The sequence below is a fragment of the Rickettsiella endosymbiont of Xylota segnis genome (assembly GCF_964019545.1).
In the GTDB taxonomy this organism is placed as follows: Bacteria; Pseudomonadota; Gammaproteobacteria; order Diplorickettsiales; family Diplorickettsiaceae; genus Aquirickettsiella.
The window spans coordinates 264,445-289,075 of record NZ_OZ026451.1 but is presented as its reverse complement, the minus strand read 5'-3'; the positions used below and the strand labels follow the sequence as shown (position 1 = coordinate 289,075).

General features: G+C 35.3%; 23 protein-coding genes and 1 pseudogene. 18 read left to right on the top strand and 6 right to left on the bottom strand.

Annotation, left to right across the window (positions count from 1 at the left end; genetic code table 11):
• Positions 1 to 48: 48 nt before the first annotated feature.
• From coxB to AACL18_RS01300, 8 genes and pseudogenes are all read left to right on the top strand, one after another.
• A pseudogene (coxB, locus tag AACL18_RS01335) lies at positions 49 to 816 on the top strand (cytochrome c oxidase subunit II); the annotation flags it as partial.
• Between the two features lie 13 nt (positions 817 to 829).
• Positions 830 to 2,413, top strand: a complete 1,584-nt coding sequence (gene ctaD, locus AACL18_RS01330; protein ID WP_339051661.1) for a cytochrome c oxidase subunit I — start codon at positions 830 to 832, stop codon at positions 2,411 to 2,413.
• A 44-nt stretch (positions 2,414 to 2,457) separates the two neighbouring features.
• Entirely contained in the window at positions 2,458 to 3,036 is a 579-nt protein-coding gene (locus AACL18_RS01325) for a cytochrome c oxidase assembly protein (protein ID WP_339050868.1), read from the top strand.
• Between the two features lie 226 nt (positions 3,037 to 3,262).
• Positions 3,263 to 4,489, top strand: coding sequence for an N-acetylmuramoyl-L-alanine amidase (locus AACL18_RS01320; RefSeq protein WP_339050867.1), 1,227 nt, complete (start codon positions 3,263 to 3,265; stop codon positions 4,487 to 4,489).
• A gap of 262 nt (positions 4,490 to 4,751) precedes the next feature.
• The gene (locus tag AACL18_RS01315) at positions 4,752 to 5,618 is read left to right on the top strand and encodes a cytochrome c oxidase subunit 3 (protein ID WP_339050866.1); all 867 of its coding nucleotides are present in this window, start codon (positions 4,752 to 4,754) and stop codon (positions 5,616 to 5,618) included.
• A gap of 4 nt (positions 5,619 to 5,622) precedes the next feature.
• Entirely contained in the window at positions 5,623 to 6,345 is a 723-nt protein-coding gene (locus tag AACL18_RS01310; RefSeq protein ID WP_339050864.1) for an SURF1 family protein, read from the top strand.
• Positions 6,342 to 6,932 carry a hypothetical protein gene (locus AACL18_RS01305; RefSeq protein WP_339050863.1) on the top strand — a complete coding sequence of 197 codons (591 nt, stop codon included), beginning with the start codon at positions 6,342 to 6,344 and terminating at the stop codon, positions 6,930 to 6,932. Before AACL18_RS01310 ends, AACL18_RS01305 begins: the two co-directional genes overlap by 4 nt.
• A 3-nt stretch (positions 6,933 to 6,935) precedes the next feature.
• Positions 6,936 to 7,937 carry a COX15/CtaA family protein gene (locus AACL18_RS01300; RefSeq protein ID WP_339050861.1) on the top strand — a complete coding sequence of 334 codons (1,002 nt, stop codon included), beginning with the start codon at positions 6,936 to 6,938 and terminating at the stop codon, positions 7,935 to 7,937.
• On the opposite strand, the gene AACL18_RS01295 is transcribed toward AACL18_RS01300, so the two are convergent.
• Positions 7,932 to 8,318: a hypothetical protein gene (locus AACL18_RS01295; protein ID WP_339050860.1), complete on the bottom strand. Its 387-nt coding sequence runs from the start codon at positions 8,316 to 8,318 to the stop codon at positions 7,932 to 7,934. The two genes, AACL18_RS01300 and AACL18_RS01295, sit on opposite strands and share 6 nt — an antisense overlap.
• Before the next feature lie 89 nt (positions 8,319 to 8,407).
• Complete coding sequence (locus AACL18_RS01290; RefSeq protein ID WP_339050859.1) at positions 8,408 to 9,826, bottom strand: hypothetical protein; 1,419 nt, start codon at positions 9,824 to 9,826, stop codon at positions 8,408 to 8,410.
• Positions 9,827 to 10,075: 249 nt separating this feature from the next.
• Here AACL18_RS01290 and cyoE point away from each other — a divergent pair, with 249 nt between their 5' ends.
• The 7 genes from cyoE (at position 10,076) to murB (ending at position 17,932) form a co-directional block, all read left to right on the top strand.
• Complete coding sequence (cyoE, locus tag AACL18_RS01285) at positions 10,076 to 10,972, top strand: heme o synthase (protein WP_339050858.1); 897 nt, start codon at positions 10,076 to 10,078, stop codon at positions 10,970 to 10,972.
• Entirely contained in the window at positions 10,972 to 11,625 is a 654-nt protein-coding gene (locus AACL18_RS01280; RefSeq protein ID WP_339050857.1) for an SCO family protein, read from the top strand. Before cyoE ends, AACL18_RS01280 begins: the two co-directional genes overlap by 1 nt.
• A gap of 150 nt (positions 11,626 to 11,775) precedes the next feature.
• Complete coding sequence (gene mnmA, locus AACL18_RS01275) at positions 11,776 to 12,861, top strand: tRNA 2-thiouridine(34) synthase MnmA (RefSeq protein ID WP_339050855.1); 1,086 nt, start codon at positions 11,776 to 11,778, stop codon at positions 12,859 to 12,861.
• Positions 12,848 to 14,203 carry a UDP-N-acetylmuramoyl-L-alanine--D-glutamate ligase gene (gene murD / locus AACL18_RS01270; protein ID WP_339050854.1) on the top strand — a complete coding sequence of 452 codons (1,356 nt, stop codon included), beginning with the start codon at positions 12,848 to 12,850 and terminating at the stop codon, positions 14,201 to 14,203. Before mnmA ends, murD begins: the two co-directional genes overlap by 14 nt.
• 1 nt (position 14,204) lies before the next feature.
• Positions 14,205 to 15,362, top strand: coding sequence for a putative lipid II flippase FtsW (ftsW, locus tag AACL18_RS01265; protein WP_339050853.1), 1,158 nt, complete (start codon positions 14,205 to 14,207; stop codon positions 15,360 to 15,362).
• A 153-nt stretch (positions 15,363 to 15,515) separates the two neighbouring features.
• Entirely contained in the window at positions 15,516 to 16,946 is a 1,431-nt protein-coding gene (gene murC / locus AACL18_RS01260; RefSeq protein ID WP_339050851.1) for a UDP-N-acetylmuramate--L-alanine ligase, read from the top strand.
• A gap of 107 nt (positions 16,947 to 17,053) precedes the next feature.
• Entirely contained in the window at positions 17,054 to 17,932 is an 879-nt protein-coding gene (gene murB, locus AACL18_RS01255; RefSeq protein WP_339050850.1) for a UDP-N-acetylmuramate dehydrogenase, read from the top strand.
• Positions 17,933 to 18,182: 250 nt separating this feature from the next.
• Here the strand turns inward: murB and AACL18_RS01250 are convergent, their stop codons facing one another.
• From AACL18_RS01250 to rph, 3 genes are all read right to left on the bottom strand, one after another.
• Entirely contained in the window at positions 18,183 to 19,748 is a 1,566-nt protein-coding gene (locus tag AACL18_RS01250; protein WP_339050849.1) for an APC family permease, read from the bottom strand.
• Between the two features lie 163 nt (positions 19,749 to 19,911).
• Positions 19,912 to 20,217, bottom strand: a complete 306-nt coding sequence (locus AACL18_RS01245; RefSeq protein ID WP_339050847.1) for a hypothetical protein — start codon at positions 20,215 to 20,217, stop codon at positions 19,912 to 19,914.
• 35 nt (positions 20,218 to 20,252) lie between these two features.
• Positions 20,253 to 20,993 carry a ribonuclease PH gene (gene rph, locus AACL18_RS01240; protein ID WP_339050846.1) on the bottom strand — a complete coding sequence of 247 codons (741 nt, stop codon included), beginning with the start codon at positions 20,991 to 20,993 and terminating at the stop codon, positions 20,253 to 20,255.
• 96 nt (positions 20,994 to 21,089) lie between these two features.
• Here rph and AACL18_RS01235 point away from each other — a divergent pair, with 96 nt between their 5' ends.
• The 3 genes from AACL18_RS01235 to AACL18_RS01225 all read left to right on the top strand — a co-directional run bounded on the left by AACL18_RS01235 (position 21,090) and on the right by AACL18_RS01225 (position 23,193).
• Positions 21,090 to 21,956 carry a YicC/YloC family endoribonuclease gene (locus AACL18_RS01235; RefSeq protein WP_339050845.1) on the top strand — a complete coding sequence of 289 codons (867 nt, stop codon included), beginning with the start codon at positions 21,090 to 21,092 and terminating at the stop codon, positions 21,954 to 21,956.
• 3 nt (positions 21,957 to 21,959) lie between these two features.
• Positions 21,960 to 22,577, top strand: coding sequence for a guanylate kinase (gmk, locus tag AACL18_RS01230; protein ID WP_339050844.1), 618 nt, complete (start codon positions 21,960 to 21,962; stop codon positions 22,575 to 22,577).
• 67 nt (positions 22,578 to 22,644) lie between these two features.
• Positions 22,645 to 23,193, top strand: a complete 549-nt coding sequence (locus AACL18_RS01225; protein ID WP_339050843.1) for a phospholipase D family protein — start codon at positions 22,645 to 22,647, stop codon at positions 23,191 to 23,193.
• 42 nt (positions 23,194 to 23,235) lie between these two features.
• Here AACL18_RS01225 and AACL18_RS01220 read toward each other — a convergent pair whose 3' ends face one another.
• Entirely contained in the window at positions 23,236 to 24,630 is a 1,395-nt protein-coding gene (locus AACL18_RS01220; protein ID WP_339050841.1) for an LbtU family siderophore porin, read from the bottom strand.
• Position 24,631 lies beyond the last annotated feature (1 nt).

Below are 24,631 nucleotides of genomic sequence, written 5' to 3'. Positions count from 1 at the left end.
AAGAAAATATTTTCAAATGAAAGAGTAATAAAAAAGGATAGTGTTGACATGGATCATGTTAAAAGATTTTTTTTAGTTTTTTTTATTTTCCTGGTTACTCCCGGATTGGCTTTCGCAGCATGGCAAACCAATATGCCAATAGGCGTAACACCTATCAGTCATGCTATTTATCACTTACATATGTTGGTATTTTGGATCTGCGTAGGAATTGCAGTTGTAGTCTTTAGTATCATGATTTATTCGTTAATTCGGCATAGAAAATCACGAGGCGCTCATGCTGCTCAATTTCATGAACATTTTGCTTTAGAAATTGCTTGGGCTATCGTACCGTTTATTATATTAATCGTCATTGCAATTCCCGCCACTAGAACCTTAATCAAAATGAATGATAATAGTGATCCTGAGCTAACCATAAAAGTTACCGGGTATCAATGGCGTTGGCGATATGCTTATCTAGATCAAGGCATCGATTTCTTTAGTAATCTCTCTACGCCTACTCAAGAATTACAGAATCAGGCAAAAAAAAACCAATGGTATTTATTAGAGGTTGATCATCCATTAGTCGTACCTATCCATAAAAAAATTAGATTTCTATTTACTTCGAATGATGTCATACATTCATGGTGGGTGCCAACTTTAGGTATTAAACGCGATACTATTCCAGGATTTATTAATGAAGCCTGGGCTAAAATAGATACTCAAGGCATTTATCGTGGCCAATGTGCAGAATTATGCGGAACAAACCATGCCTTTATGCCTATCGTTGTAAAAGCGGTTAGCGAAAAAGACTTTAATTTATGGGCCAAACAACAATCAGGAGAACTTCTTCATGGAACAAGCACTTGATCTGGAACATTCGGCCCCTCATGGTTTTTTAGCATTCATAAAACGTTGGCTGTTCACAACCAACCATAAAGAAATTGGAACATTGTATCTGCTATTTAGTTTACTCATGTTTTTTATCGGCGGAATCTTTGCTTTATTGATCCGTGCAGAATTATTTCAACCGGGGGCACGTTTACTTAATCCAGAATTTTTTAATCAAATGACAACATTACATGGCTTAGTCATGTTATTTCTTGCCATCATGCCGGCTTTTTCAGGTTTTGCAAACTGGATGATCCCATTGATGATAGGTGCACCTGACATGGCTATGCCGCGGATGAATAATTGGGCATTTTGGATTTTGCCGGTTGCAGCAATCTTACTTTTTAGTACTTTATTTATGGATGGTTCGGCACCTAATTTTGGTTGGACTATGTATGCCCCCTTATCAACTACCTATGGGCCGGCAAGCACAGATTATTTAATTCTTGCAATCCATTTAATGGGACTTTCTTCGTTAATGGGTGCAATTAACATTATTGTCACGCTTCTGAATCTTCGAACACCAGGAATGACGATGATGAAAATGCCAATCTTCTGTTGGAGCTGGTTTGTTACAGCTTTTTTGCTTATAGGAGTGATGCCTGTTTTAGCCGCTACGGTTACGATGATGCTTATGGACAGGCATTTTGCTACAAGTTTTTTTAACGCTGCTGGTGGAGGTGATCCTTTACTTTATCAACATCTTTTTTGGTTTTTTGGTCATCCTGAAGTATATATAATTATACTTCCTGCTTTCGGTATTATCTCACAGATTATTCCAACATTTAGCCGCAAAAAACTTTTTGGCTACCGATTTATGGTGTATGCGTTATTAGCTATTGCATTCTTATCTTTTATTGTTTGGGTACATCATATGTTTGTAACAGGCGTCCCACTGGCTGCGGAATTATTTTTTATGTATACCACTATGCTGATTGCGGTACCGACAGGCGTGAAAGTTTTTAATTGGGTAACCACCATGTATCGCGGCTCTATAAGCTTTGAAACCCCCATGTTATTTGCTTTAGCATTTGTTATCTTATTTACCATCGGTGGTTTTTCGGGTGTCATGCTATCCATGGTTCCAGCGGATTTTCAATATCAAGATACCTATTTTGTGGTCGCACACTTCCATTATGTCTTAGTACCTGGTGCTTTGTTTGGCGCTATTGCCGGAACTTATTATTGGTTACCTAAAATGACTGGGGTTATGTACAACGAACGCTTAGGTCAATGGCATTTCTGGTTATCGGTTATCGGCGTCAATCTGACGTTTTTTCCGATGCACTTTTTAGGCCTTGCCGGTATGCCAAGGCGAGTGGCTGATTACTCATTACAATTTGCAAATTTTAATGCTATTGCCAGTTTAGGCGCTTTTTTATTTGGTTTTGCACAATTATTTTTTCTCTACATTATTATACAATCTATGCGTGGAAAAGGGAAAAAAGCCAGCGCTCAAGTTTGGGAAGGAGCTGAAGGCTTAGAATGGACCTTAAGTTCACCTCCTCCCTTACATAGTTTTACTACACCTCCGAAATTTGAGTAATATACTCTTCGCACTTAAATTTTTGGCTGTGGGTATACAAAAGCATGACCGTTAGAATAGCGAAATTAACCAATAAAAAAATTTTAATTTTGCTGGGTTTTACAACATTAATTATGTTTGGTTTCGGCTTTGCCATGATTCCACTTTATAACGTACTTTGTAAAAATTTAGGTATTAATGGTAAAACCGATAAAAATGCCTATCTAACTTCGAATGAGATTGATTGGTCACGTAGTATTCGTGTGGAATTTTTGACAAATAACAATAACTATCTTCCCTGGGATTTTTATCCTAGACTTCAGCATATCCAATTACATCCTGGAGAAAATATTTTAGTTTATTTTGCTGCAAAAAATAATTCAAATCGTCGAATGACAGTGCAAGCGATTCCTAGCGTTTCTCCGGGATTAGCCGCACGTTACTTAAAAAAAACTGAATGTTTTTGTTTTACCCAACAAACATTTAACCCAGGCCAACGCCGCGATATGCCGGTTTTATTTCATATCGATCAACATTTACCTAAAAATATTAATACTATTACTTTAGCTTATACTTTATTCGACACCCGTGGTTTGAAAAATACCAAATTAACGTCGCAAACTTTAAGGCACATTCCGGCCTAATTATCTATTTATGCAAACAAATTCACTACTATTGCACCGCTTTTTATTCTTGCTATTGTAATTAACCTATTATATAACTATATTCATATATTATTTCATAATCTTTCTTTAAAATTTATCGATGCGCTATCTTCACTTAACAAAATTCAATATTTTATTCATTCTTAGCTTTTCATTTTTACTACAAGCTTTCAACCCGGTTTTTTCCAAATCATTAGACCGGCAAATGAACCAAAACCAGTTGGTAATAACTTCAAATCCTGCTGATCGTTGTAATTATAATCAACGAATAAAATTTATAGTCCTGCATTATACTGTTTCAGACGAAAAAGATTCTCTTAGAGTACTTAAACAAGGAGATGTTAGTGCGCACTATTTAATTCCTAAAGAGGCTAAATCCAATGGAACCGATTTATGGCAATTAGTTCCTATAAAATATCGCGCCTGGCATGCAGGCCAAAGCTACTGGCAAACACGCAATCATCTCAATGATACATCGGTAGGGATCGAAATTATTAACTATGGATATGGGCTAAAACAAGCTTCCGGAAAAATTTTATGGCCATATCAAGTGGAAAACAACATTAAATTTTTTCTTATTCAGGAAATAAAAAAGGATAAGAGCCTTTATTCTTTGTTAATTAAAAAAAACTTACTTTCTGCATTTCTTGAAGATGTAATGCGCGGTTTAGTTCCTCCACGCGATGATCAAATTTACAAAAAATATATATCGGAAAAAATTATCAAAAAATATACTAACTTGACTAATACTCTTCGAGAGCAACATGATCCTTTTTTAAATATTAAAATTAACGATCTCTATGAATTACAGCAGCAAGGTAAATTAGTTTGGGACGACTACACTCCTCATCAACGTAGAGTTCTTGTACTTTTGCTTAAAAAAATAACTAAAGAATTAGCAGTAAAAGACAAAAACGGTAAGGTTTGTGAAGAAATCCAACCAACTGACTTCGTCGGTCATTCAGATATTGCCCCAAATAGAAAATCAGATCCAGGTCCGCAATTTCCTTGGAAATATTTAGCAGAACAAGGAATAGGCGCTTGGCCTAATAAACAGGATGTTGATATATTTCTAAAAGAGTTATCCAAAAACAAAAATATCAATCTCATTTGGTTACAAGATAATTTACGTTTATATGGTTACAATATTCAAACGACGAAAATATTAGACACACAAAGTAAAGATGCCATACGTGCCTTTCAATGGCATTTTGAACCCGATAATGCATCTGGAATCCCTAGTTTGAAAACAATTGCTCTATTGAAAGCATTGATAAAAAAATATCCTCCCATTGGAATTCAACCTCAAATAAATACTGCGACTCAATTAAAAAATAGCATCAACTCTGGATGGAAAGATCTTAAAAATCAACTTTTAATTTTAGATAAAGACTTAAAAGCTACAAAAAAACAAATAGATTTATTTTTCTAATACTATAGCAATTGTCTTTCGGCCTTTAAACATTCAATCGCATTTTAAAATTGCTCTTATGTTTAAAGCTAGACAACTTAGAAAAATATCGGTGTAAAGTGTAAGTAATTCTAGTCCTATTAATTATTTTTTTAATTAAGTTGAATGTAAAATACATTTTTTTCGTATTGTAGAAGATCAGTTACAGCTATTTTAAATCGAAGATCTGACTCTTCTAGAGTAGATTCAACAAAGATAAGATCACGTTAAAGGACAAACGCTGATGAAAAACAAAGACTCTTCATATTATGTGCCCGAGCAAAGTGCTTGGCCGATTATAGGTGCACTAGCATTACTCTTTTTAGCATTTGGATCACTCAATCTAGATAAACAATGGGGGCTTATTGCATTTATAATTGGCATAGCTGGCTTAGTATTTATGTTAAGCGGTTGGTTATGGCATGTTACAGAAGAAAGTAATGCCGGATTATACAATCAACAAATGAATAAAACGTTTCGTTGGGGAATGCTATGGTTTTTAATCTCTGAGTTATTTTTATTTGGCTTATTAATTGGCGCTATTATTCAGGTAAGATTTTCTATTACTCCATGGCTAGCCGGGCAAAGTGGCGATGCATCACAGTTAACCCATTATTTACTCTGGCCAGATTTTGCTAAGCATTGGCCCTTAATAAAACCTCCAAGCGCAAATACTACTGCAAACACACTGGCTATAGGTTCTTTGCGTCACATGCCACTCCTCAATTTAGTTATATTATTGTCAAGTGCTTTACTTCTGACAGATTCTTTATATCATCTAAAAAAATTGCGCTATAAATTATGTCGCATAACTCTAAATATTGCTATTTTTCTAGCGTATATTTTTTTAATTTCACAAACCTATTACTTTATTCACCTTATTCATGTCCATATCATTGCCCAAAGTGGTGTTTATGGCAGTTTTTTAATTGGCTTCTTAGGGTTACATTTATTAAATATAGTTGCTGCATTGTTGTTTTTAAGCATTTTATGTTTCCGAATTTATAAAAGTAATTTATTAGAAAAAAATGTTTTTTCTTTCGATGCTGCTGTTTGGTGGTGGGATTTCTTAGCAGCAATCTGGATATTAGGTTTTTTTTGGATTTTTTGAGCTAATGAAAAAAAATATCATTTATATTCAGTTGTATAACTATTGCTTTGTACCTACATTATTTCCTAGCTTGCTAATAATAATCTTACTTCCCCTACTTGTTTATTTAGGATTTTGGCAAATTCATCGTGGGGACATAAAAAAACATATTCAAAAATTATTTTTTCAAAGATCCCTGTCAGTACCTATCAATTTAAATCAAAACAAGAATATAGATTTAGATAAAAATTACTTTGCTAGCAAAATGCAAGGCCACTTTGATAATAAACATAGTTTTTTGTTAGAAAATAAAATATATTTACATAAAGTAGGTTATGAGATACTAACTCCATTTATTTTAGACGCTGGGCAGAAAGCTATATTAGTAAATAGAGGGTGGATCACACAAGGTATAGATAGAAACCACATACCAAGCATACCGTCTTTTGAAAAAGAAATAAATTTACATGGATTAATTATATTTCCTAACAAAACCTTTAGTTTTACACAAACAAATGAAAAAGGATGGCCAAAAAGAATACAATCTATCAATCCAGAATTTTTAAGAAAAAATAATTTCAAATCTTATATATTTATCATTAACAATCAATCACCTTATAGCTTTACGCCGATTTGGCAACCCATATCCCTACAAGCCAGCCGACATTATGCCTATGCATTTCAATGGTTTGGTTTAAGTTTAACCTTACTTATTGCTTATTTTTCAACACATATACGCCGTTTATGAAAAAGAAAAAATCAAAAAATTATTTATTTGTCTTTGGACTGTTATTAGCGATATTTTTAATTCCACTAATACTATCCGGCATACTTTATAAAAAAAATCCAGGCTGGTTACAGCATAAAACAATCAATAGAGGCACTCTAATTTCTTCAAATTTAAATTTACTACAGATCAAATTAAACCCTGATAAATCGACACTCCCTTCGTTTAAACATAATTGGTTTTTATTTTATTTGGCAACTGCTCCCTGTCGCGAACTGTGTAAAAAAAATTTGCATACCATGCGACAAATTACAGTGGCATTAGGAAAATATCGTCATCAAGTATGTTATGGTTCAATCTTAGTTAAAGAAAATTCATCGAATATTTATCCATTTATACATCAAGATGTCGGCTTGCAGAATTATACAATTTCTAAATTAGAATTTAAAAAAAATTTTTCTGCATTGAACTTCAGAAATCTCCGAGAAGCTTATTTTATAGCCGATCCGGTTGGAAAAATTATTTTATATTACCCTAGCTATGTTGATGGCGAAGATATCTATCAAGATTTAATGCGTCTTTTAACAATTTCAACAACAACAGGATAAAACATGCAATTGGAAAACAAATCGGCTTTATATTTTTTGTATATTGCTTTTTTTTTGGCTTTCATCGTTGTACAGCTTGGAGCTTTAACTCGTTTAAAAGATGCTGGTTTAGGATGCCCCGATTGGCCAGGTTGTTATGGAAAATTAACCTTACCCAATAAGTCTATTCAATTGAAGAATGGACCTTACAGTGGCCAAATGCTAATTCCTGAAAAAGCATGGCCGGAAATGATCCATCGCTATGCCGCAGCTACATTAGTAATATTGTGTTTTGCAGGTGTTGTTTTAATTATTTATAAATATAAACTTCCTCAACAACCCATATGGATAGCGACTAGTTTGCTTTTTTTACTGTTTTTGCAAGGATTATTAGGAAAATGGACTGTCACCTTGCGACTGCATCCTTTGGTGGTGATGTCTCATTTACTAGGAGGCTTAGCATTATTAAGTCTGCTTTGGCTATTAATTCTACGACTCAACCCATTATCCATGAGACAATCTTTCGGGGAACATAAATTAAGATCATGGACGACATTAGGTTTATTATTGATTGTTATACAAATTGGTTTAGGCGGTTGGACCAGTGCTAATTATGCCGCGTTTGTTTGCCCTGATTTTCCTCAATGCCAGGGACAATGGTGGCCTACAATGAATTTCTCAGAGGGTTTTCATCTTTGGTTAAATACAAATCTCACTTACGAAGGCGGGATCCTTTCGCAAACAGCACGAACTGCCATTCAAATGAGTCACCGCATAATGGCTATCATTACAAGTATCTACCTTGTTTTATTGGTTTATAAACTATTTAAGGTAACGAAAATAAATTTTTTACGCGGTCTGGGGATTTTATTGCTATTCTTGCTAGGACTGCAAATTTGTCTAGGTGTTTTAAATGTATTATGGGTATTACCTTTACCTATTGCTATGGCACATAATGCTGTAGCTGCATTATTATTATTAACTATAATTACCTTAAATATTAGCTATATGAAATATAAATTATAAAAAAAACTTAAGATTTTTAAAATCTTCATATATAAACTCATCGCTACTATTTCTTACTCCATTTTTATATTTTCTTTCGTTAAAATTAAATAATGTTAGTAAACTATTTCTTGTTATTTTTACAATCTTTGCATAGAAAAGAATAGATTCATGATCTCCATTTAATTTTTTTTCATCAGATAACTCTAGTACTTTCTCTGATTTACTCATTAGTGTTGTTTGCTGATCAGATTTATTTTTATTAAATTGCTCATTGGCTTCATTGTAGACCTCCCAAAAGCTTATCTGCGAAATTCTTTTTGATGAAATAACACTTTGTTTTTCTATAAAATCAGAAGCATTTTTATTAAAAAAATTATTTAATCTAGTAATTAATGACATACATAACTCTTTTAATTGTTATTTAAAATTTATCCAAATTAAAAAGGGACCGTTTTAGATGTCCCTTTTAATTCTAACAAATCATTTTTTTAAGATCGTAAAACAACGCTTTGTTTTGGATCGTTCACAATAGTTTCAGGAACCAAATGGTCTAATTTTGAGCTTAAATCATTCACTAAGCCTGGTGACACTGGGTTAAAAAATTTACCTGTAGAAATAGAAAGCTTGCTTATATTCTCATCAATAAATTCTTTAATTTTTTTAATTTTATCTTTAATAACAACTATAGATTCTTTTTTATCTATCATTTCTTTAAGTTGCCGAATATATAGTAAAATATTATTTAAAACCCCCGCTTTTTCTGGAGATGTTTTTTTTGAATGATTAGTGATAATTGTTAATTTAGGCTGAAGCGTTTCTGCAAAGTAATTTTCCATTTGTCTTCGTTGCTCGTTTTCTTTTTCATTATTATTTTGACTTCCCATTAATGGTGCATTTACTTTACTTTTAAAATTAAGCAATTTATTTTCTAAGTTATTAAGTTTATCATCTAATCCTGCAATTGTTTCGTCAGAAATAACAACATGCTGGATTAAATCCTCAATATATACAAATAAAAGCTCAATTTCATTTTTAATTTCTTTTCTTTCTTCAAACATTTTTTCTGTGCAAGCTGCTTTTTTAGGAATAACCTTTTCACAATCTGTTTGAAGTGTAACTAATCTATCTTTTAATAATTTTAGTTTTTCATTTCGTTCATCATTAGAATCTTCTTTTTTTAACTGTTGAGCTTCTCCTTCAAATTTTTCTTTTTTCTTTTCAAAGAATTTAATTACAGAAGCAATTGAGCCGATAGACAAATGTTGAAATCTATCTCTATTATTTTCATACTCCTTTTCCATGCTGCCAACTATAGATTCAAGTTCTGCCAATATTTTTTGGAATTTTTCTGGTCTTTCACCATATTGTTTTTTTAGATCTTCATAGCTTTTTTTAATATCAAGATATATTTCACCCACCTTATTCGCTGCTTTTAGAATTGGTTCTCCTGAATGCTGATCGTAAGCTTCTAAAATATTATGATAATTAGGAAATGGTGTGAAATTTTTCCATACCACGCGGAAATGCTTTATAATCTCATTAATTTTTTCTTGAATGGTTAAACCTGCTAACATAGAAAGCTTACTTTTAATCTCTTTTTCAAATTCATTCTTTTCGCTAGTTTTTACATAGAAAACTAATAATATTTCTTCCTTTTTATTTGATTCTAAAACTTTTGCTAATTCTTTTTTAGAGTGACTTACTATTTGTAACTTATTGTCTAGTAGATTAACAGAAATAAACTTACGCTTATTTTTTGTAGAATGATTAGCTCCACTATTTTCTTTAAGATCTAGAGCAAAAAACTTATTAGTATCCACAGCAGAATAAGCGGATGGAGGTGAATCTGAAGCAGCTAACTTATTTAATTGATTTATTGGTGATTCAGAAGTGAACTTTGATGGCATAACAACCTCTTTTATTTATTATTTTTTCTCTTAAATTAAAAATATGAATTTTTAACGAACACAATTTATCATTATTAAATTATTTTTGTCCAGTTATTTTTTTTTAATTATTATATAAAAAGTTATTTAATTTACCATTAAAATGTTAATAATTTATTTTCAAATTCTCTGAAACTCTTTCAATAATAGTATTATTCTCGTATAATTTTTTCGACAGAATGAAGGATGTGTAGAAATATAAGGAACAATATGTTAGAGAATTTTGTGACGCACTTACTTAGTAAGACTTTAATTTATTTAGAGTTAGGGAAATGGCGCGTCACTAGTTTAATGTTAATTACCGTTTGGGTCGGTATGTCACTCGCTGCTTCGCAACCGATTTCCTTACAACTAAGTTTATTTACATTGCTAGGTATCGGTTTAGTAGCCATTTCTGCAGGGTCACTGAATCATTTATTAGAATATCGATTGGATAGCCTAATGCCACGTACTGAACGAAGACCTTTACCACAAAAAAAAATTTCTGCTAGGCATGTTTTGGTATTTTCGTTAGTCACCAGTTTATTTGGGCTAGTCATAGTAAGACTAGCGAGTAATTTATTAACTTGTTTTTTAAGCTTTTTAAGCTTAATTGTTTATTCATTTATTTATACTTTATATTTAAAAAAACATACCACGCAAAATATCGTCATCGGTGGTTTAGCAGGTGCCACACCTCCTTTGCTGGGTTGGACCGCAGTAACGGGAAACATTGATCCAGGTGGCTTAATCTTGGTTTTAATTATATTTATTTGGACACCTCCGCATTTTTGGTCATTGGCTATTGCAAGACATACCGACTATGCAAAAAGTAATATACCTATGTTACCAGTGACGCATGGCATTGCTTTTACTAAGCAACAAATTTTACTTTATACCTTGCTTCTAACTGGAATTAGTTTGTTACCATTCAGCATAGGTATGAGTGGATATTTTTATTTAATTGCTGCTTTATTATTGAATACAGGATTTATAGTTGCAGCGGCTAATTTATTAAAGCAAACTAAAGCGACAACAGCGATAAAAACATTTCATTACTCGAATTTTTATTTACTCATGCTGTTTGCATGTTTGTTCATGGACCATTCTTTAATGAGGAATATTTAATGACTTGCCCTGTCTCTAATAAACGATTTTTAACCTTTATCATTTTTGCCATACTCGCTTTAGTCTTGGGCTTAGGCGTTAATCTTTGGCATTCTGCAAAAACTCGAGTAACGCTACCCATTGCCGGGACTAGCATCGATCAACCTCAATTAATCCCTGAGTTTCACCTAGTAAATGGACTAGGCAAACCATTTACTAACCATAGTTTAAAAGGTCATTTCAGCTTATTATTTTTTGGTTACAGTTATTGTCAAAGTATTTGCCCGTTAACAATGGCTATGTTGACGCAACTTTATACGGAATTAAAAGCCGAAAAAATCCCTCTCCCGCAAGTGATATTTATTACACTCGATCCTAGACGAGACACACCAAAAGTAGTGGGATCCTATGTTAAAGCCTTTAATCCTAATTTTATCGGCCTAACCGGGCCGTTAGCAGGAATCCAGCAATTGAGTAAACAAATGGGTGTAGTGTATATTCAAGCTCAGCAAAGCAAATCTTCGGAAAATAACTACCAAATTGACCATAGCGGGACTTTATATTTAATCAATCCTGAAGGTAAATTGGCGGCTATTTTCTCTCCTCCACATGATGTAGCCAGCATTAAACAAGACTATAAAAACTTATTAATCAATAATAAAAAAGAAAAATAAATCTTTTTCGCTATTCTACTGAGAACCAGGTAGTTTAACGTACATTAGGGATAGCGTTCATCGAATAACTAGAAAGTTAGCCTAAATGGAGGTAAATTAATCCATAGCGTTCTCATAATAATATGGCTTAGGTTAAATTTAAAAAATTACATGAAAAAACAACGTGTTATGGTCGGCCTCTCGGGGGGCGTAGATTCCTCAGTGACTGCTTTGTTGCTTAAAGAACAAGGCTATCAAGTCGAAGGGCTGTTTATGAAAAACTGGGAAGAAGACGACACCGAAAATTACTGCTCTGCCAGTGCCGATATTGCGGATGCACAAGCTATCTGCGATAAATTAGAGATTCCATTGCATACTATTAATTTTGCAGCCGAATATTGGAATCGTGTCTTTACACATTTTCTAGCCGAATATCAATTAGGTCGCACACCCAACCCGGATATCCTATGTAATAAGGAAATTAAATTTAAAACTTTTCTTGATTATGCCTTACAATGCGGCGCCGATTTTATTGCCACCGGCCATTATGCGGGAATATCTCGTGAAAATAACACCTATCAATTACGTAAATGTTCCGATAAAAATAAGGATCAAACCTATTTTTTGTATACTTTAGGTCAAAAGCCATTGGCCAAAACCTTATTTCCATTGGCCAATCTTACCAAATTGAAAGTACGACAAATCGCTAATCAAGCAGGATTTCTTAATGCAACTAAAAAAGATAGTACCGGCATCTGTTTTATTGGTGAACGCAAATTTAGACATTTTTTAGAAGCCTACCTACCTGCGCAGCCAGGTAAGATTGAAACATTAACTGGTGAAGTCATTGGCGAACATGATGGCCTGATGTTTTACACCTTAGGTCAGCGGCAAGGATTGCGCATCGGGGGTCGGAAAGGAAAATCTGAATCGCCCTGGTATGTCGCCGATAAGCTACTCGCGCGAAATACTTTAATAGTGGTACAAGGACACAACCATCCTAAGCTTTTTTCGACTGGTCTGGCCTGCACACAATTGCATTGGGTCAACGATTGTCCTCCCAACAGCCCATTGTATTGCACAGCCAAAACGCGATTCCGGCAAGTTGAAACGCCTTGCCTAATTAAATCTTCAAGCAACGATAAATATCTAGTAGAATTTGAAATTCCCCAACGAGCGATTACACCTGGTCAATCAGTTGTTTTTTATCAAGATCAAACCTGCTTGGGAGGCGGAGTCATTGATGCCATTGTCTAATTCTTGTAATACCCGTTTAATCATCGGCTTAGGTGAAACTGGACTTTCCTGTGCACGTTATTTTACCCGATTAAACTTGCCTTTTACGCTCCTGGATAGTCGTTTAAATCCACCAAGATTATCGGAATTTCAAAAAGAATTTCCGAACGCTGCCTATCATTTAGGACCTTTTAATCCGCAACACTTCCAAAATTGTAAAGAATTGATTGTCAGTCCCGGTGTTGATCTCAACGAGAAAAACATCTGGAGTGCCATTAAGCGATATCAACTAAAACCTTTCGGTGATATCGAATTATTTGCCCAACATGCTCTTGCACCTATCATCGCGATAACTGGCAGCAATGCCAAAGGGACTGTGACTAGCTTAGTAGGCAATATGATAGAAGAATCAAAACTAAAGGTTGGAGTGGGAGGAAATATCGGCAAACCGGTATTAGATTTGCTTAATGAACCGATACCCGATTTTTATGTATTAGAAATTTCAAGTTTTCAATTAGAAACTACTTACAGTTTGCGTCCTAAATTAGCAAGCATACTTAATATCAGCCCTGATCATTTAGATCGTCATAAAACCTTAACTGCCTACATACAAGCAAAACAACGAATTTATCAAGAATGTGAAATAGCTTTATGGAATCGAGAAGATTCAAATACTTATCCTAAATTTAAAGCAAAAAAAATAATCAGTTTCGGTTTAGAACCACTAAAATCTGATTTAAAAGAATTTGGTTTGCAAACTATTAATCAAAAAACCTATTTTGTAAAAGAGAATCAAATTTTATTATCTGTTGAAAAATTACCTATCAAAGGCCGACATAATTGGACCAATGCCTTGACTGCTTTAACCATAGGCCATGCAATTGGATTATCCACATCAGCTATGCTAATTGCATTGTGTCAATTTAAAGGTTTACCTCACCGCTGCCAATGGGTTAAAGAGCATGAAGGTGTAACTTGGTATAATGATTCTAAAGCAACCAATGTTGGTGCCACACTTGCCGCGCTTAATGGATTAGGCCCAGCCATTTTGGGTAAAATTATTTTAATTGCTGGAGGTTTAGCTAAAGGCGCCGATTTTTCATTGTTAAATGATCCCATCAAGCGTTATGTAAAAAAAATGATTTTAATTGGTCAAGATGCTGCTTTATTAAAAAATTCATTAGAAAAAAGCACGGCCATCGAACTGTCTGCTGATTTGGCGCAGGCCGTAAAAGTAGCTCATCAAACTGCAACTCAAGGTGATATTGTTCTTTTATCTCCTGCGTGTGCCAGCATGGATATGTTTAAAAATTATGAAGAGCGTGGTGATGTTTTTAGCAATTTAGCGCGAGGAATCCATTGATATGTCAAAAACTAGCAAGTCCGATGTTACATGCATCGTTTTGTATGATCGTTGGTTGCTAGTTGTCATTGCTACTTTACTTGCATTCGGTTTATTAATGGTCGCTTCAACCTCAATTGTGATTTCTGAACATCAGTATGGCCAATCTTTTCATTTTTTTTTCCATCAACTGTTTTACTTAATCTTAGGAATCGCCGCTGGAATAATTGTAGTTCAAATAAAAACCTTTTATTGGCAACAAATCAGTCTTGCGTTGTTAATACTCAGTATTGGTTTACTTTTTTTAGTTTTATTACCTGGTATCGGCAGACAAGTTAATGGAAGTATGCGTTGGTTGGGTTTTGGCCCATTTGGACTACAAGTGTCTGAATTCGTCAAATTAACCATGATTGTTTATCTGGCTGGTTATTTAGTACGCCAAGAAAAACAGGTGCAAAATCAAATCCGTGGTTTTCTCAAGCCATTAATGGTTCTTGCGGTCATTACTTTTTTACTGTTACGCGAACCTGATTTTGGCGCCGCGACAGTGATATTGGTCACTAGTTTAGGGATGTTATTTTTAGCGGGCGTAAGAATATGGCAATTTATTGTTTTGTTAAGCGGTGTAGCAATTATTTTAGGTATTTTAGCGGTTAGTTCACCTTATCGTTTAGCACGTCTAACAACTTTTCTTAATCCCTGGGCTAACCAATTTGATTCAGGCTATCAATTAACTCAATCATTAATTGCTTTTGGTCGTGGAGGTTGGTTTGGCGTGGGACTAGGGGAAAGCATACAAAAGTTATTTTATCTTCCTGAAGCACACACAGATTTTTTGTTTGCCGTGCTTACCGAAGAACTAGGCTTGATCGGCGGATTATTTATGATTCTATTATTTTCACTATTAGTCTGGCGGGCATTATATATAGGCTATCGTTGTTTTAATATTGGCCAGCGTTTCTCAGCTTATCTTGCCTATGGCATCGGTTTAAACATTGCTTTACAAGCCATGATTAATATTGGTGTCAATACCGGCGTATTACCCACGAAAGGTTTAACATTACCCCTCATGAGCTATGGAGGAAGCAGTTTACTCATGATTTGCATCATGCTGGCTTTATTGTTGCGTATCGATTATGAATATCGCTTAATCCAATTTGGCTTTAAAGTAGATAAATAGCAGTTTTTTAAACTAAGCATCTTATGCGAAAACTGCTATTTAACATGAATATATTTTGCATCTTCAAATTCGATGAGTATAAGCAAAAGTTGAAGATATAAGTCAACTAATGCCACAATACGTTTCCTTACTCCACAATATAGGTTTTTAGCCATGAAAATCCCCTTTGTTGACCATCAAATGGGACGTATACAGCACCTCCATTTCGTAGGAATTGGAGGTGCTGGCATGGGTGGTATTGCTGAAATCTTGTTAAATGAAGGTTACATTATTTCCGGTTCTGATCTTCAAGAAAATGCCATGACTCAACACCTGAGAAAATTAGGCACTGACATTCAACTGGGTCATCACGAAAAACACATACGTGATGCCGATGTAATTGTTTATTCTAGTGCTGTCTCACCCGATAATGTAGAAATTGTGGCCGCACGTAACGCGCTGGTACCCGTCGTTCCAAGGGCCTTGATGCTCGCTGAATTGATGCGTTTTCGTTATAGTGTTGCCGTTGCAGGAACACACGGAAAAACAACCACAACGAGTTTAGTGGCAAGCTTACTAGGAGAAGGGGGATTAGATCCAACGTTTGTTATTGGTGGCAAATTGAATAGCACCAGTACACATGCACGTTTAGGCGCTGGCCGTTATTTAGTCGCTGAAGCCGATGAAAGTGATGCTTCTTTTCTTTATTTAAAACCCATGATTGCTATTGTGACTAATATCGATATGGACCATATGGGAACTTATGATGGTAATTTTCAGCAACTAAAAAAAAGCTTTTTGGAGTTTTTATGGCATTTACCTTTTTATGGTTTAGCCATTATGTGCTGTGATGATCCCTTTGTCCGATCGATCTTACCTGATATTATGCGTCCTATAATCACCTATGGATTTAGTGAAGATGCTGATATTCGTATCACTTCTTTTCAGCAAAAAGGAATTAAAAATTACTTTACCGTCAATCGGCCGAAGAAAAAACCGCTCGATATAACTTTAAACCTCCCTGGCGAACACAATGCTTTAAATTCATTAGCCGCTATTGCCGTTGCTTCCGAACTCGGCATTAAAGACGATGTGATACTGGGTGCTTTATCTCATTTCACTGGTGTCGATCGACGTTTTCAAATATTAGGAAAACTGAAATGCCGACAAGGACATGCTTTATTGATAGATGATTATGGGCATCATCCGCGTGAGATTGCTGCCACTTTAAAAGCCATTCGCAGCGCATGGCCTAACCGACGTTTAGTCATGACTTACCAACCGCACCGTTACACACGAACACGCGATTTGTTTGCAGATTTTGTAGAAATTTTATCTGAGGTTGATCGTTTGCTTTTGCTAAATGTTTACTCAGCTGGAGAAACACCGATACCTGGCGCAGATAGCGCCGATTTATTAAAATCAATACGTTTAAATAATCAATCAAGTCCTATCCATATTGAAGATAAAGAAAATCTCACTCAAACTTTAAATGAAGTTATTCAAGACGGTGATGTTCTGCTATTACAAGGTGCAGGCGATATTGGCAGTATTGCACAAAAACTAGCGCTCTCAATTGATAATGAACAGACTTTTCGCATTTAAATTTTTGACTGCCGCTTAACTCGCAATCCTTATGTATCCTGAATAAACGAAGGTTGCTTCATTACGCGGTACACTTCAAAAAAACCCAACTACTGTGAGTCCAATTTATGCAAAATTTACACGGTCAACTTATAGAAAACGCAACACTGGCCGAATATTCTTCATGGCAAGTCGGTGGTAAAGCAGATCGTCTGTATAAACCTGCAGATATGAACGATCTAATTTACTTTATTAAACAGTTACCTAAACAAGAACCTTTGTTTTTTTTAGGCTTGGGAAGCAACACACTGATACGCGATGGTGGCATCAAAGGCACCGTTGTTGTCACACAAGGTGCACTAAAAAAATTAAAAAGTATCGACACTGTGACGCTTTATGCAGAAGCAGGTGTCGCTTCACCAGCTTTCGCTCGATTTTCAGCAAGAAAAAACTTAATCGGTGCTGAATTTTTAGCGGGTATTCCCGGTACTATTGGCGGCGCTTTGGTCATGAATGCAGGATGCGATGGCTCTGAAACCTGGAATATCATCAAGTCAGTCCTTACTATTAATCGTCAAGGCGAAAAAAAAATTCGTTATCCTAATGAATATGAAATTGCTTACCGGAGTGTCAGTGTATTTCCAGATGAATTTTATTTGGCTGCTGAATTTGAATTAAAACCAGGTAATAAAGAAAAAGCGTTAAGCAAGATTCGCTCTTTACTTAAATATCGTGCAGACACTCAGCCTACTAACGAACCAAATTGCGGCTCGGTGTTTCGCAATCCTCCGGGTGATTATGCAGCACGCTTGATCGAAGCGTGTGGGCTTAAAGGTTTAACTATCGGTGATGCTACCATATCGCACAAGCATGCTAATTTTATTATTAATAATGGCCATGCCAGCGCTACTGATATTGAAGCCTTAATTGAAAAAATTGCTGACTGTGTTTTCCACAAATTTCATATTCGCTTGATACCTGAAGTGCGTATTATTGGCGAAGCTTAGTACAGATCGCATCAGATCCTACATAGGAACAATTATGCGATAATGTTGAGTTAACATTGCAATTTTAGTTCGCTACATAATGTGATCAAAAAGAGGAATTCTTGCATGGACCTGCTGCCATCATATACACAAGTGTCATTTGATTCGGCAAATAAAATAATGGCAGTAATTTTTTTTATAAATGTCGTGTAACACAATTATTGATAGAATGTTTGTAATTAGTTTAGAATCTTCACACTATTTTCTGAATTCATAAATCTTGTAATTGTTTATTCATCAATGCAAATGATTCTTCCTCAGCTTGATCTCTGACTAAGCAGTATTGAGATAAGTAAAGCATTAATATGCTAAAAGGAAGTATTACTAACATACCCATTGGAAATTTTAACCGAGCTATGCCACCAAAGGGACCCAAATAAGAAAGTAATAATAAAATGGATAGATAAGAAAAAAACCAAACTAAACTAAAATTTTTGCTCCAAAAACGGCGCTTTTGATAACAAAGATAGATAATAAACCCCACTAAAATAGCAATATAAAGTTTCCATATCACCGAAAAACCGCACCAATAAAGCATTAAATTAGCTACATAGAATGCAATATGACAAATAATTAAACTCGCGGATAATCTGAACGGACGATGTTGCTCAGGTTGCATTTTACGTAATGCTAACAAGCAAATAGGTCCTATCCCATACGAAAGTATGCTTGCTGAGGATAAAAAAGCCACCATTTTTTGCCAACCGGGAAACGGCAAAAAAGCACAAATTCCAACGAAAAAATTTGCATAAAGCGTAACATACGGGATTTGATAGCGATTAAGTTTTAAAAAAAATGGCGGTAAATGTTTATTTAATGCCATACCATATAAAATTCGCGATGTGGCAGCGGTATAGACTAACGTTGTTCCTAAGGGCGAAAAAGCAGCATCAAATAGCAGTAATACAGCAACCACACTAAGACCTAACAACAAACTTAAACCTACCAAAGGACCACTATCACCTGGGAAACTTAATTGATGCCAACCTTGTTGCAAATAAGTTTGCGGAACTGCCATTAAAAAACTTAACTGCAACATAAAATAGAGAATAAAACCAACTAACACAGCACCTAAAATAGCAATAGGAATACTTTTTTGCGGATTTTTAACTTCCCCTGCTAGCATCAACCCATTTTGAAATCCAGTAAACGCAAAGGCTATACCACCTGCAGATAGCGCTGAAAATATATCTATCCAGCTGGCTTTATTAGTTAAATCCAAATCAATGTTTTGCAAAGTAGGTGAAACATGTATTAAAGCAACAATAGCAATTGACGGTAAAAGGAATTTCACAATGCTGGCATATTTATTACATTCTGCTAAGAATTTAATGCCATAGCTGTTCAGCAGCACAATAAAAAACATGATCACTACTGCTACAAGATATCCCGTGTGAGACAACTTAAAATAACTGGCTTCTTTGATTAACAAACAAGGAAAGAAATGACTGCTATATTGTAAAATGGCCTGGATTTCTATTGGCGTCATCACCACATACGCCAACCATGTGACCCAAGAAAATAAAAATCCTACTTCTCTGCCATGCGTATAGGTCGGATAATTAGATAAGCCTCCGGAAATCGGCAGCATAGTCCCCAATTCGCATAATGGTAGGGCTACGAATAACATAAAAACTGCTGCTATCATCCAACTAATGAGCGCATTCGGCCCAGCCATCTGCGCGCCGGTAAAAGGCGTAAATAGCCAAGCAGAACCTATCATGCCACCCGCTGCAGCAATTAAGATATTAGTGGTAGAGATATCACGCTTTAACAATTTTTAATTCCTTTCTTACTATATAGTCAAATAGCTAAACTTAAATCAATAGTTTAGCAATTATTAAAAAATTCGTATTTAGAATTTTTTAATAATTCTAATAAAACGATACAATTTTATACAGGCAATCATTTATTTGCCAAACGTTGTAAATGTACATGTTTTATTTTCTTTGATATTTTCTGGTAGCTTCGCTGGAGGCATGGACATATAAAGAGTCTTTAGCTTGCTGTAGTTCTTGACTTGGAACATGTTTAATAATTATCTCTGCTTGGAAAAGCCTCGTCCGAGAATAAGCGCAAGGAATTCCATTGTTTTTTTCAACTTTTTCATTGAAGAGAGGGCGTTTCTTCAATTGTAACTCTTCATTCATGCTTTCGCTTTCTATTTTCTCTTCTCCTTGCCCTAAAGGTTTTGCTAAATATCTCTGTTGCGAAGGGATACATGTTTTAACAGAACTGATACTCATAATAAATTTATGAGTATCAGTTTAATAAGAGATTATTAAGAAAAGCTTATAATTTCAGTTTTATCTGATAAAGCCTTTCGTTGTTTCTCGAACAATTGATTTATTCCTTTTTCTGCTATAGACAACATTTCGTCTAGCTGAAGTTTAGAAAACGCATTTTTTTCAGCTGTCGCTTGCACTTCCAATATGCCGCCCTGCTCTGTCATGATGACATTCATATCCGTTTCAGCTTGGGAATCTTCTGCATAATCAAGATCTAAGATCACTTGTCCTTGGTAGATTCCTACCGACACTGCAGCAACAAGAAACCGTAGCGGATCATGTGTCAATTCGCCTTTTTGTTTCATTACGTTTAAAGCATCTCTCAATGCGACACTCGCACCGGTAATAGCGGCGGTTCGTGTTCCGCCATCGGCTTGAATCACATCACAATCTAAAAATATAGTATTTTCACCTAATTTTTTCATATCAACACTTACACGTAAAACGCGACCGATTAAACGCTGAATTTCTAAACTTCGACCGGTTTGCTTACCTCTACTCGCCTCTCGTTCAGAACGAGTATGTGTTGCACGAGGTAACATCCCATATTCTGCCGTAATCCAACCTTGGTCTGAACCTTTTAAAAATTTTGGTACGCCGGGTACCACACTGGCTGTACAAATTACTTTAGTATTACCAAATGCTACCAACACCGAACCTTCAGCATAGTGTGTATAGCAACGAGTTAGATTGATGACTCGAAGCTCGTCAAAAGCACGTTGTGTCGCACGCATGATTACTTTCCTTTTATAAAACTAGATTTTATTTGCAGAGTGATTAAAATAGAACCGGTAAAAATAGGCATTATACTTTTTAACCTGAAAAATACCATGACCAATAGCATGACGGCTTTTGCCAGAAAAGAAAAACAAGCCGAATGGGGTCAAGCTGCTTGGGAAGTTCGTAGCGTCAATCATCGTTATTTAGAAATCGTTCTCTCTTTACCTGATACCTTTAGTCATCTAGAACCCTTAATCCGAAAACAAATGCAAGCACGCTTACAACGCGGCAGAGTCGAAGCAAAGTTACGGTATAAACCCTATATCAATAAAGCGATGCCGATTGAGATCGATGAAGAATTAACCCTGTCTCTTATCGGTGCCTATAAGAAAATTGCGCATCTTGCCCAGACCAACACGTCTTTAAATCCTGGAGAATTATTGCGTTGGCCACAATTACTTAAATTCCCTGAATTAAATACTGAAGTAATACAGCCCGAATTAATGAGCTTATTTTCTGAAACCTTAGACGATTTTTGTAAAGTACGTAGCATTGAAGGTAATGCTATTTTTGAGTTATTAAATCAACGTTTGATTAAACTTGTAAATCTTACTCAACAGATCCAAGCTCAATTACCGCATATTTTGAATTCACAACGTAAAAAGCTTTTGGGTCGATTGCATGAAATTAAAACCAGTTTAGACCCTAACCGTTTAGAGCAGGAAATGTTATTATTTGCTCAGAAGATGGATGTCGCAGAAGAACTGGATCGTCTACAGATCCACCTGCATGAATTTAAGAACTTATTAGCGAAAAGCCAAGCCCAAGGTAAACAACTTGATTTTTTATTACAAGAATTGAATCGTGAGGCAAACACCTTAGCATCTAAATCACTAAATGCTGAACTGACCTTATCCGTGGTTAACATCAAGGTTTTGATAGAGGAAATGCGCGAACAAGTGCAAAATATCGAGTAAATTATGAATATACCAGGAACACTTTATATTATATCAGCACCTTCAGGTGGCGGAAAAACCAGTCTTGTTAATGCACTGTTAGAATCTGTCTCTAACTTAGAAGTTTCGATTTCCTATACCACACGCTTACCGCGACCGGGTGAAAAAGAAGGAGTAGATTACCACTTCATTGATCAACCAGAATTTAAACAACTTATTCAAAAAAAATCTTTGTTAGAACATGCTATCGTTTTCGGTCATTATTATGGCACTTCCCTCGATTGGGTAACAAAAAAAATTAAAGCCGGGATCGATATTATCTTAGAAATTGATTGGCAAGGGGCGCAGCAAATTAGAGAAAAGATGCCTGAATCCATTGGAATATTTATCATTCCTCCTTCCTGGGAGGTATTAGAAAAAAGATTGCATCTTAGAGCACAAGATAAGCAAGACGTCATAAAAAAACGCATGGCTGACGCAAAAGCTGAATTAGCTCATTATGATGAATATGATTATTTAATTGTGAACGAAAACTTTTCGAATGCCCTCGCCGATTTGAATGCTATCTTACGCGTAAGACGTTTACGCTGTAGTATACAAAAAAAAGAACTCGCACCTCTTTTAAAAACCTTGTTAACTTAATCTTTTAATTAACTGAATCAACTAAATAGACTACAAATAACACTATTAAAACTTAAAAAGAATATTTATGTTAAAAAAAATACTCTATGGTTTATTCTTATTTAGCGCTTGCCATATTTCCACCAGTTTAGCAATTAGCAACTCCAATACTTGTCCCAAAATCCAAGTTTGTTTTACGCCTGGCCAAAATTGCACGGCTGAAATAACAGATGTAATCGATGCTGCTAAACAATCAATTTTTGTCCAAGCCTACAGCTTTACTTCTGCGCCCATTGCCGCTCATTTGGTTGCAGCAAAAAAACGCGGAGTCAAGGTCAATGTAATATTGGATAAAAGTCAAAAAACGCAAAGATATAGTTCTTCCCATTTTTTAGTTAACCAACATATTCCCTGTTGGATAGATTACAAACCCGCCATTGCACACAATAAAATTATGATTATTGATGAAAAAGCTGTTATTACGGGTTCTTTTAATTTTACTAAAGCAGCACAAAATAGAAATGCAGAAAATTTATTAATCATCCGTGATAGGTCACTAGCAACCATTTATTTAAAAAATTGGAACCGCCGTAGGGCTCTCTCAATGTATCTTAATCCACACACCTCAACCACATAGATTTTTTAAATTAACATACTTTAAAAAAGTTTAATTTGGTTACTATGCAAATTTAATACTCGCGCGTATCTGGCCTACTGTAGATTTGTTGCCTGTTCCACCCATCGCTAACACACCGCCGTTTTCAGCAACTACTTGACCTTCTCCAAAACTGTAATCTTTGTTTTGGAATATCGCAACACCAACATCAAACCATTGACTGATATTCATGAGATAATCCACATAAATACGTTGGTTCGGTAAAATTCCTGCTAAGTGTTTGGTAGCTTGATAACCTATTGCGAGTCTAGTTTGGTTTGTAATAGCTGGAAAAGTCAAACCTAATTCGAAACCCCATAATTTTGGTTTTTTAAACGTAAGTACAGAGATCACCTCAGACGGAATTGGAGCAGGGAAAGCTAACAGTAAAGGCTTTCTAAAACTGCGAGTAGTTGCCAAATAATGACCATTAAAGTCTAACGGCCCCCATTGAAATTCCGCACTTACATTATAAGCTGGAGCCTTTTGATCAGGCAAAGCAGGTATATTATTAACTGCAAACTCTACATTAGTATTTGTGTAATATGAGGATAAAAAATTTGTGTCGGTAATATTAGCAATATATCCACCATCTATATTAAAGCGGCTAATACAATCAGTGTAAGTGTATCCAAAATTAACGCCGCCATTTTGTATACGGCGTGTTGATCCTCCATCACTCAAGTGAGGTTGTCCTGCAAAAGTATAAACTGAACCATACAACCCACTAGGCATAGTGAAACCAAACTGGGCGGTGCTAGCATTTATTTCACTCAGCAATTGTGTAGGGTTTTCACTGCTAACAAAACTATAAGGATCATAGCGGCCAAAAGGCACATATTCTTTCCCTACACGCAAATAAACTGGCGAAACATTAAAATGCTGTAAAGTTGCATAAGCGGTATCGAGATTAATTCTGCTTATGGGGCGATAGATTAAAAATGAATTGGGTATTTCATAAATACCTTGCGCACCTGCCACGGCAGACAATGAAGTGTAAACAAATGACATATTAGCCTTCATCCAATTGTTTACCTCAGTATCTATAAATAAATTGGCATTATTCAGTAAGAGATCACTAGCTCTACCACTTGTAGCAGTACGAATAGGATTTGCTTGGGGAGGAAGATTTAAAAAAGGATAATTAAAAAAAGGATTAGTAACAGTAAAAACTGGAGGCGTATTGGTTATATAGGCATCGGTATTAATCCAACCACTTAAATTTATTCGACATTTCCAACCACAGGGTTGGTCAAAACCGCCCGGTTGGTTTCTACCTAATAACCAATCCATCTCATTAACTTGAGCCTGCATAACTTCTTGTTCGTAAGCGCTATCGATGACATAGATACCTGCAGCCAAGGCTGGACAGCTGACTCCTAAAGCTAACAAGGAAAAAATAACTAGCTTGAGTCTCATA

Bases quoted from the DNA above. Each gene is read 5' to 3' on its own strand.
- AACL18_RS01295 (WP_339050860.1), bottom strand. From the start codon at position 8,318: ATGTCATTAATTACTAGATTAAATAATTTTTTTAATAAAAATGCTTCT.
- gmk (WP_339050844.1), top strand. From the start codon at position 21,960: ATGAATATACCAGGAACACTTTATATTATATCAGCACCTTCAGGTGGC.
- AACL18_RS01280 (WP_339050857.1), top strand. From the start codon at position 10,972: ATGACTTGCCCTGTCTCTAATAAACGATTTTTAACCTTTATCATTTTT.
- AACL18_RS01305 (WP_339050863.1), top strand. From the start codon at position 6,342: ATGAAAAAGAAAAAATCAAAAAATTATTTATTTGTCTTTGGACTGTTA.
- AACL18_RS01300 (WP_339050861.1), top strand. From the start codon at position 6,936: ATGCAATTGGAAAACAAATCGGCTTTATATTTTTTGTATATTGCTTTT.
- murB (WP_339050850.1), top strand. From the start codon at position 17,054: ATGCAAAATTTACACGGTCAACTTATAGAAAACGCAACACTGGCCGAA.
- AACL18_RS01320 (WP_339050867.1), top strand. From the start codon at position 3,263: ATGAACCAAAACCAGTTGGTAATAACTTCAAATCCTGCTGATCGTTGT.
- ftsW (WP_339050853.1), top strand. From the start codon at position 14,205: ATGTCAAAAACTAGCAAGTCCGATGTTACATGCATCGTTTTGTATGAT.
- cyoE (WP_339050858.1), top strand. From the start codon at position 10,076: ATGTTAGAGAATTTTGTGACGCACTTACTTAGTAAGACTTTAATTTAT.
- AACL18_RS01220 (WP_339050841.1), bottom strand. From the start codon at position 24,630: ATGAGACTCAAGCTAGTTATTTTTTCCTTGTTAGCTTTAGGAGTCAGC.
- mnmA (WP_339050855.1), top strand. From the start codon at position 11,776: ATGAAAAAACAACGTGTTATGGTCGGCCTCTCGGGGGGCGTAGATTCC.
- AACL18_RS01225 (WP_339050843.1), top strand. From the start codon at position 22,645: ATGTTAAAAAAAATACTCTATGGTTTATTCTTATTTAGCGCTTGCCAT.
- AACL18_RS01290 (WP_339050859.1), bottom strand. From the start codon at position 9,826: ATGCCATCAAAGTTCACTTCTGAATCACCAATAAATCAATTAAATAAG.
- AACL18_RS01245 (WP_339050847.1), bottom strand. From the start codon at position 20,217: ATGAGTATCAGTTCTGTTAAAACATGTATCCCTTCGCAACAGAGATAT.
- murC (WP_339050851.1), top strand. From the start codon at position 15,516: ATGAAAATCCCCTTTGTTGACCATCAAATGGGACGTATACAGCACCTC.
- AACL18_RS01310 (WP_339050864.1), top strand. From the start codon at position 5,623: ATGAAAAAAAATATCATTTATATTCAGTTGTATAACTATTGCTTTGTA.
- AACL18_RS01315 (WP_339050866.1), top strand. From the start codon at position 4,752: ATGAAAAACAAAGACTCTTCATATTATGTGCCCGAGCAAAGTGCTTGG.
- ctaD (WP_339051661.1), top strand. From the start codon at position 830: ATGGAACAAGCACTTGATCTGGAACATTCGGCCCCTCATGGTTTTTTA.
- rph (WP_339050846.1), bottom strand. From the start codon at position 20,993: ATGCGTGCGACACAACGTGCTTTTGACGAGCTTCGAGTCATCAATCTA.
- AACL18_RS01235 (WP_339050845.1), top strand. From the start codon at position 21,090: ATGACCAATAGCATGACGGCTTTTGCCAGAAAAGAAAAACAAGCCGAA.
- AACL18_RS01325 (WP_339050868.1), top strand. From the start codon at position 2,458: ATGACCGTTAGAATAGCGAAATTAACCAATAAAAAAATTTTAATTTTG.
- murD (WP_339050854.1), top strand. From the start codon at position 12,848: ATGCCATTGTCTAATTCTTGTAATACCCGTTTAATCATCGGCTTAGGT.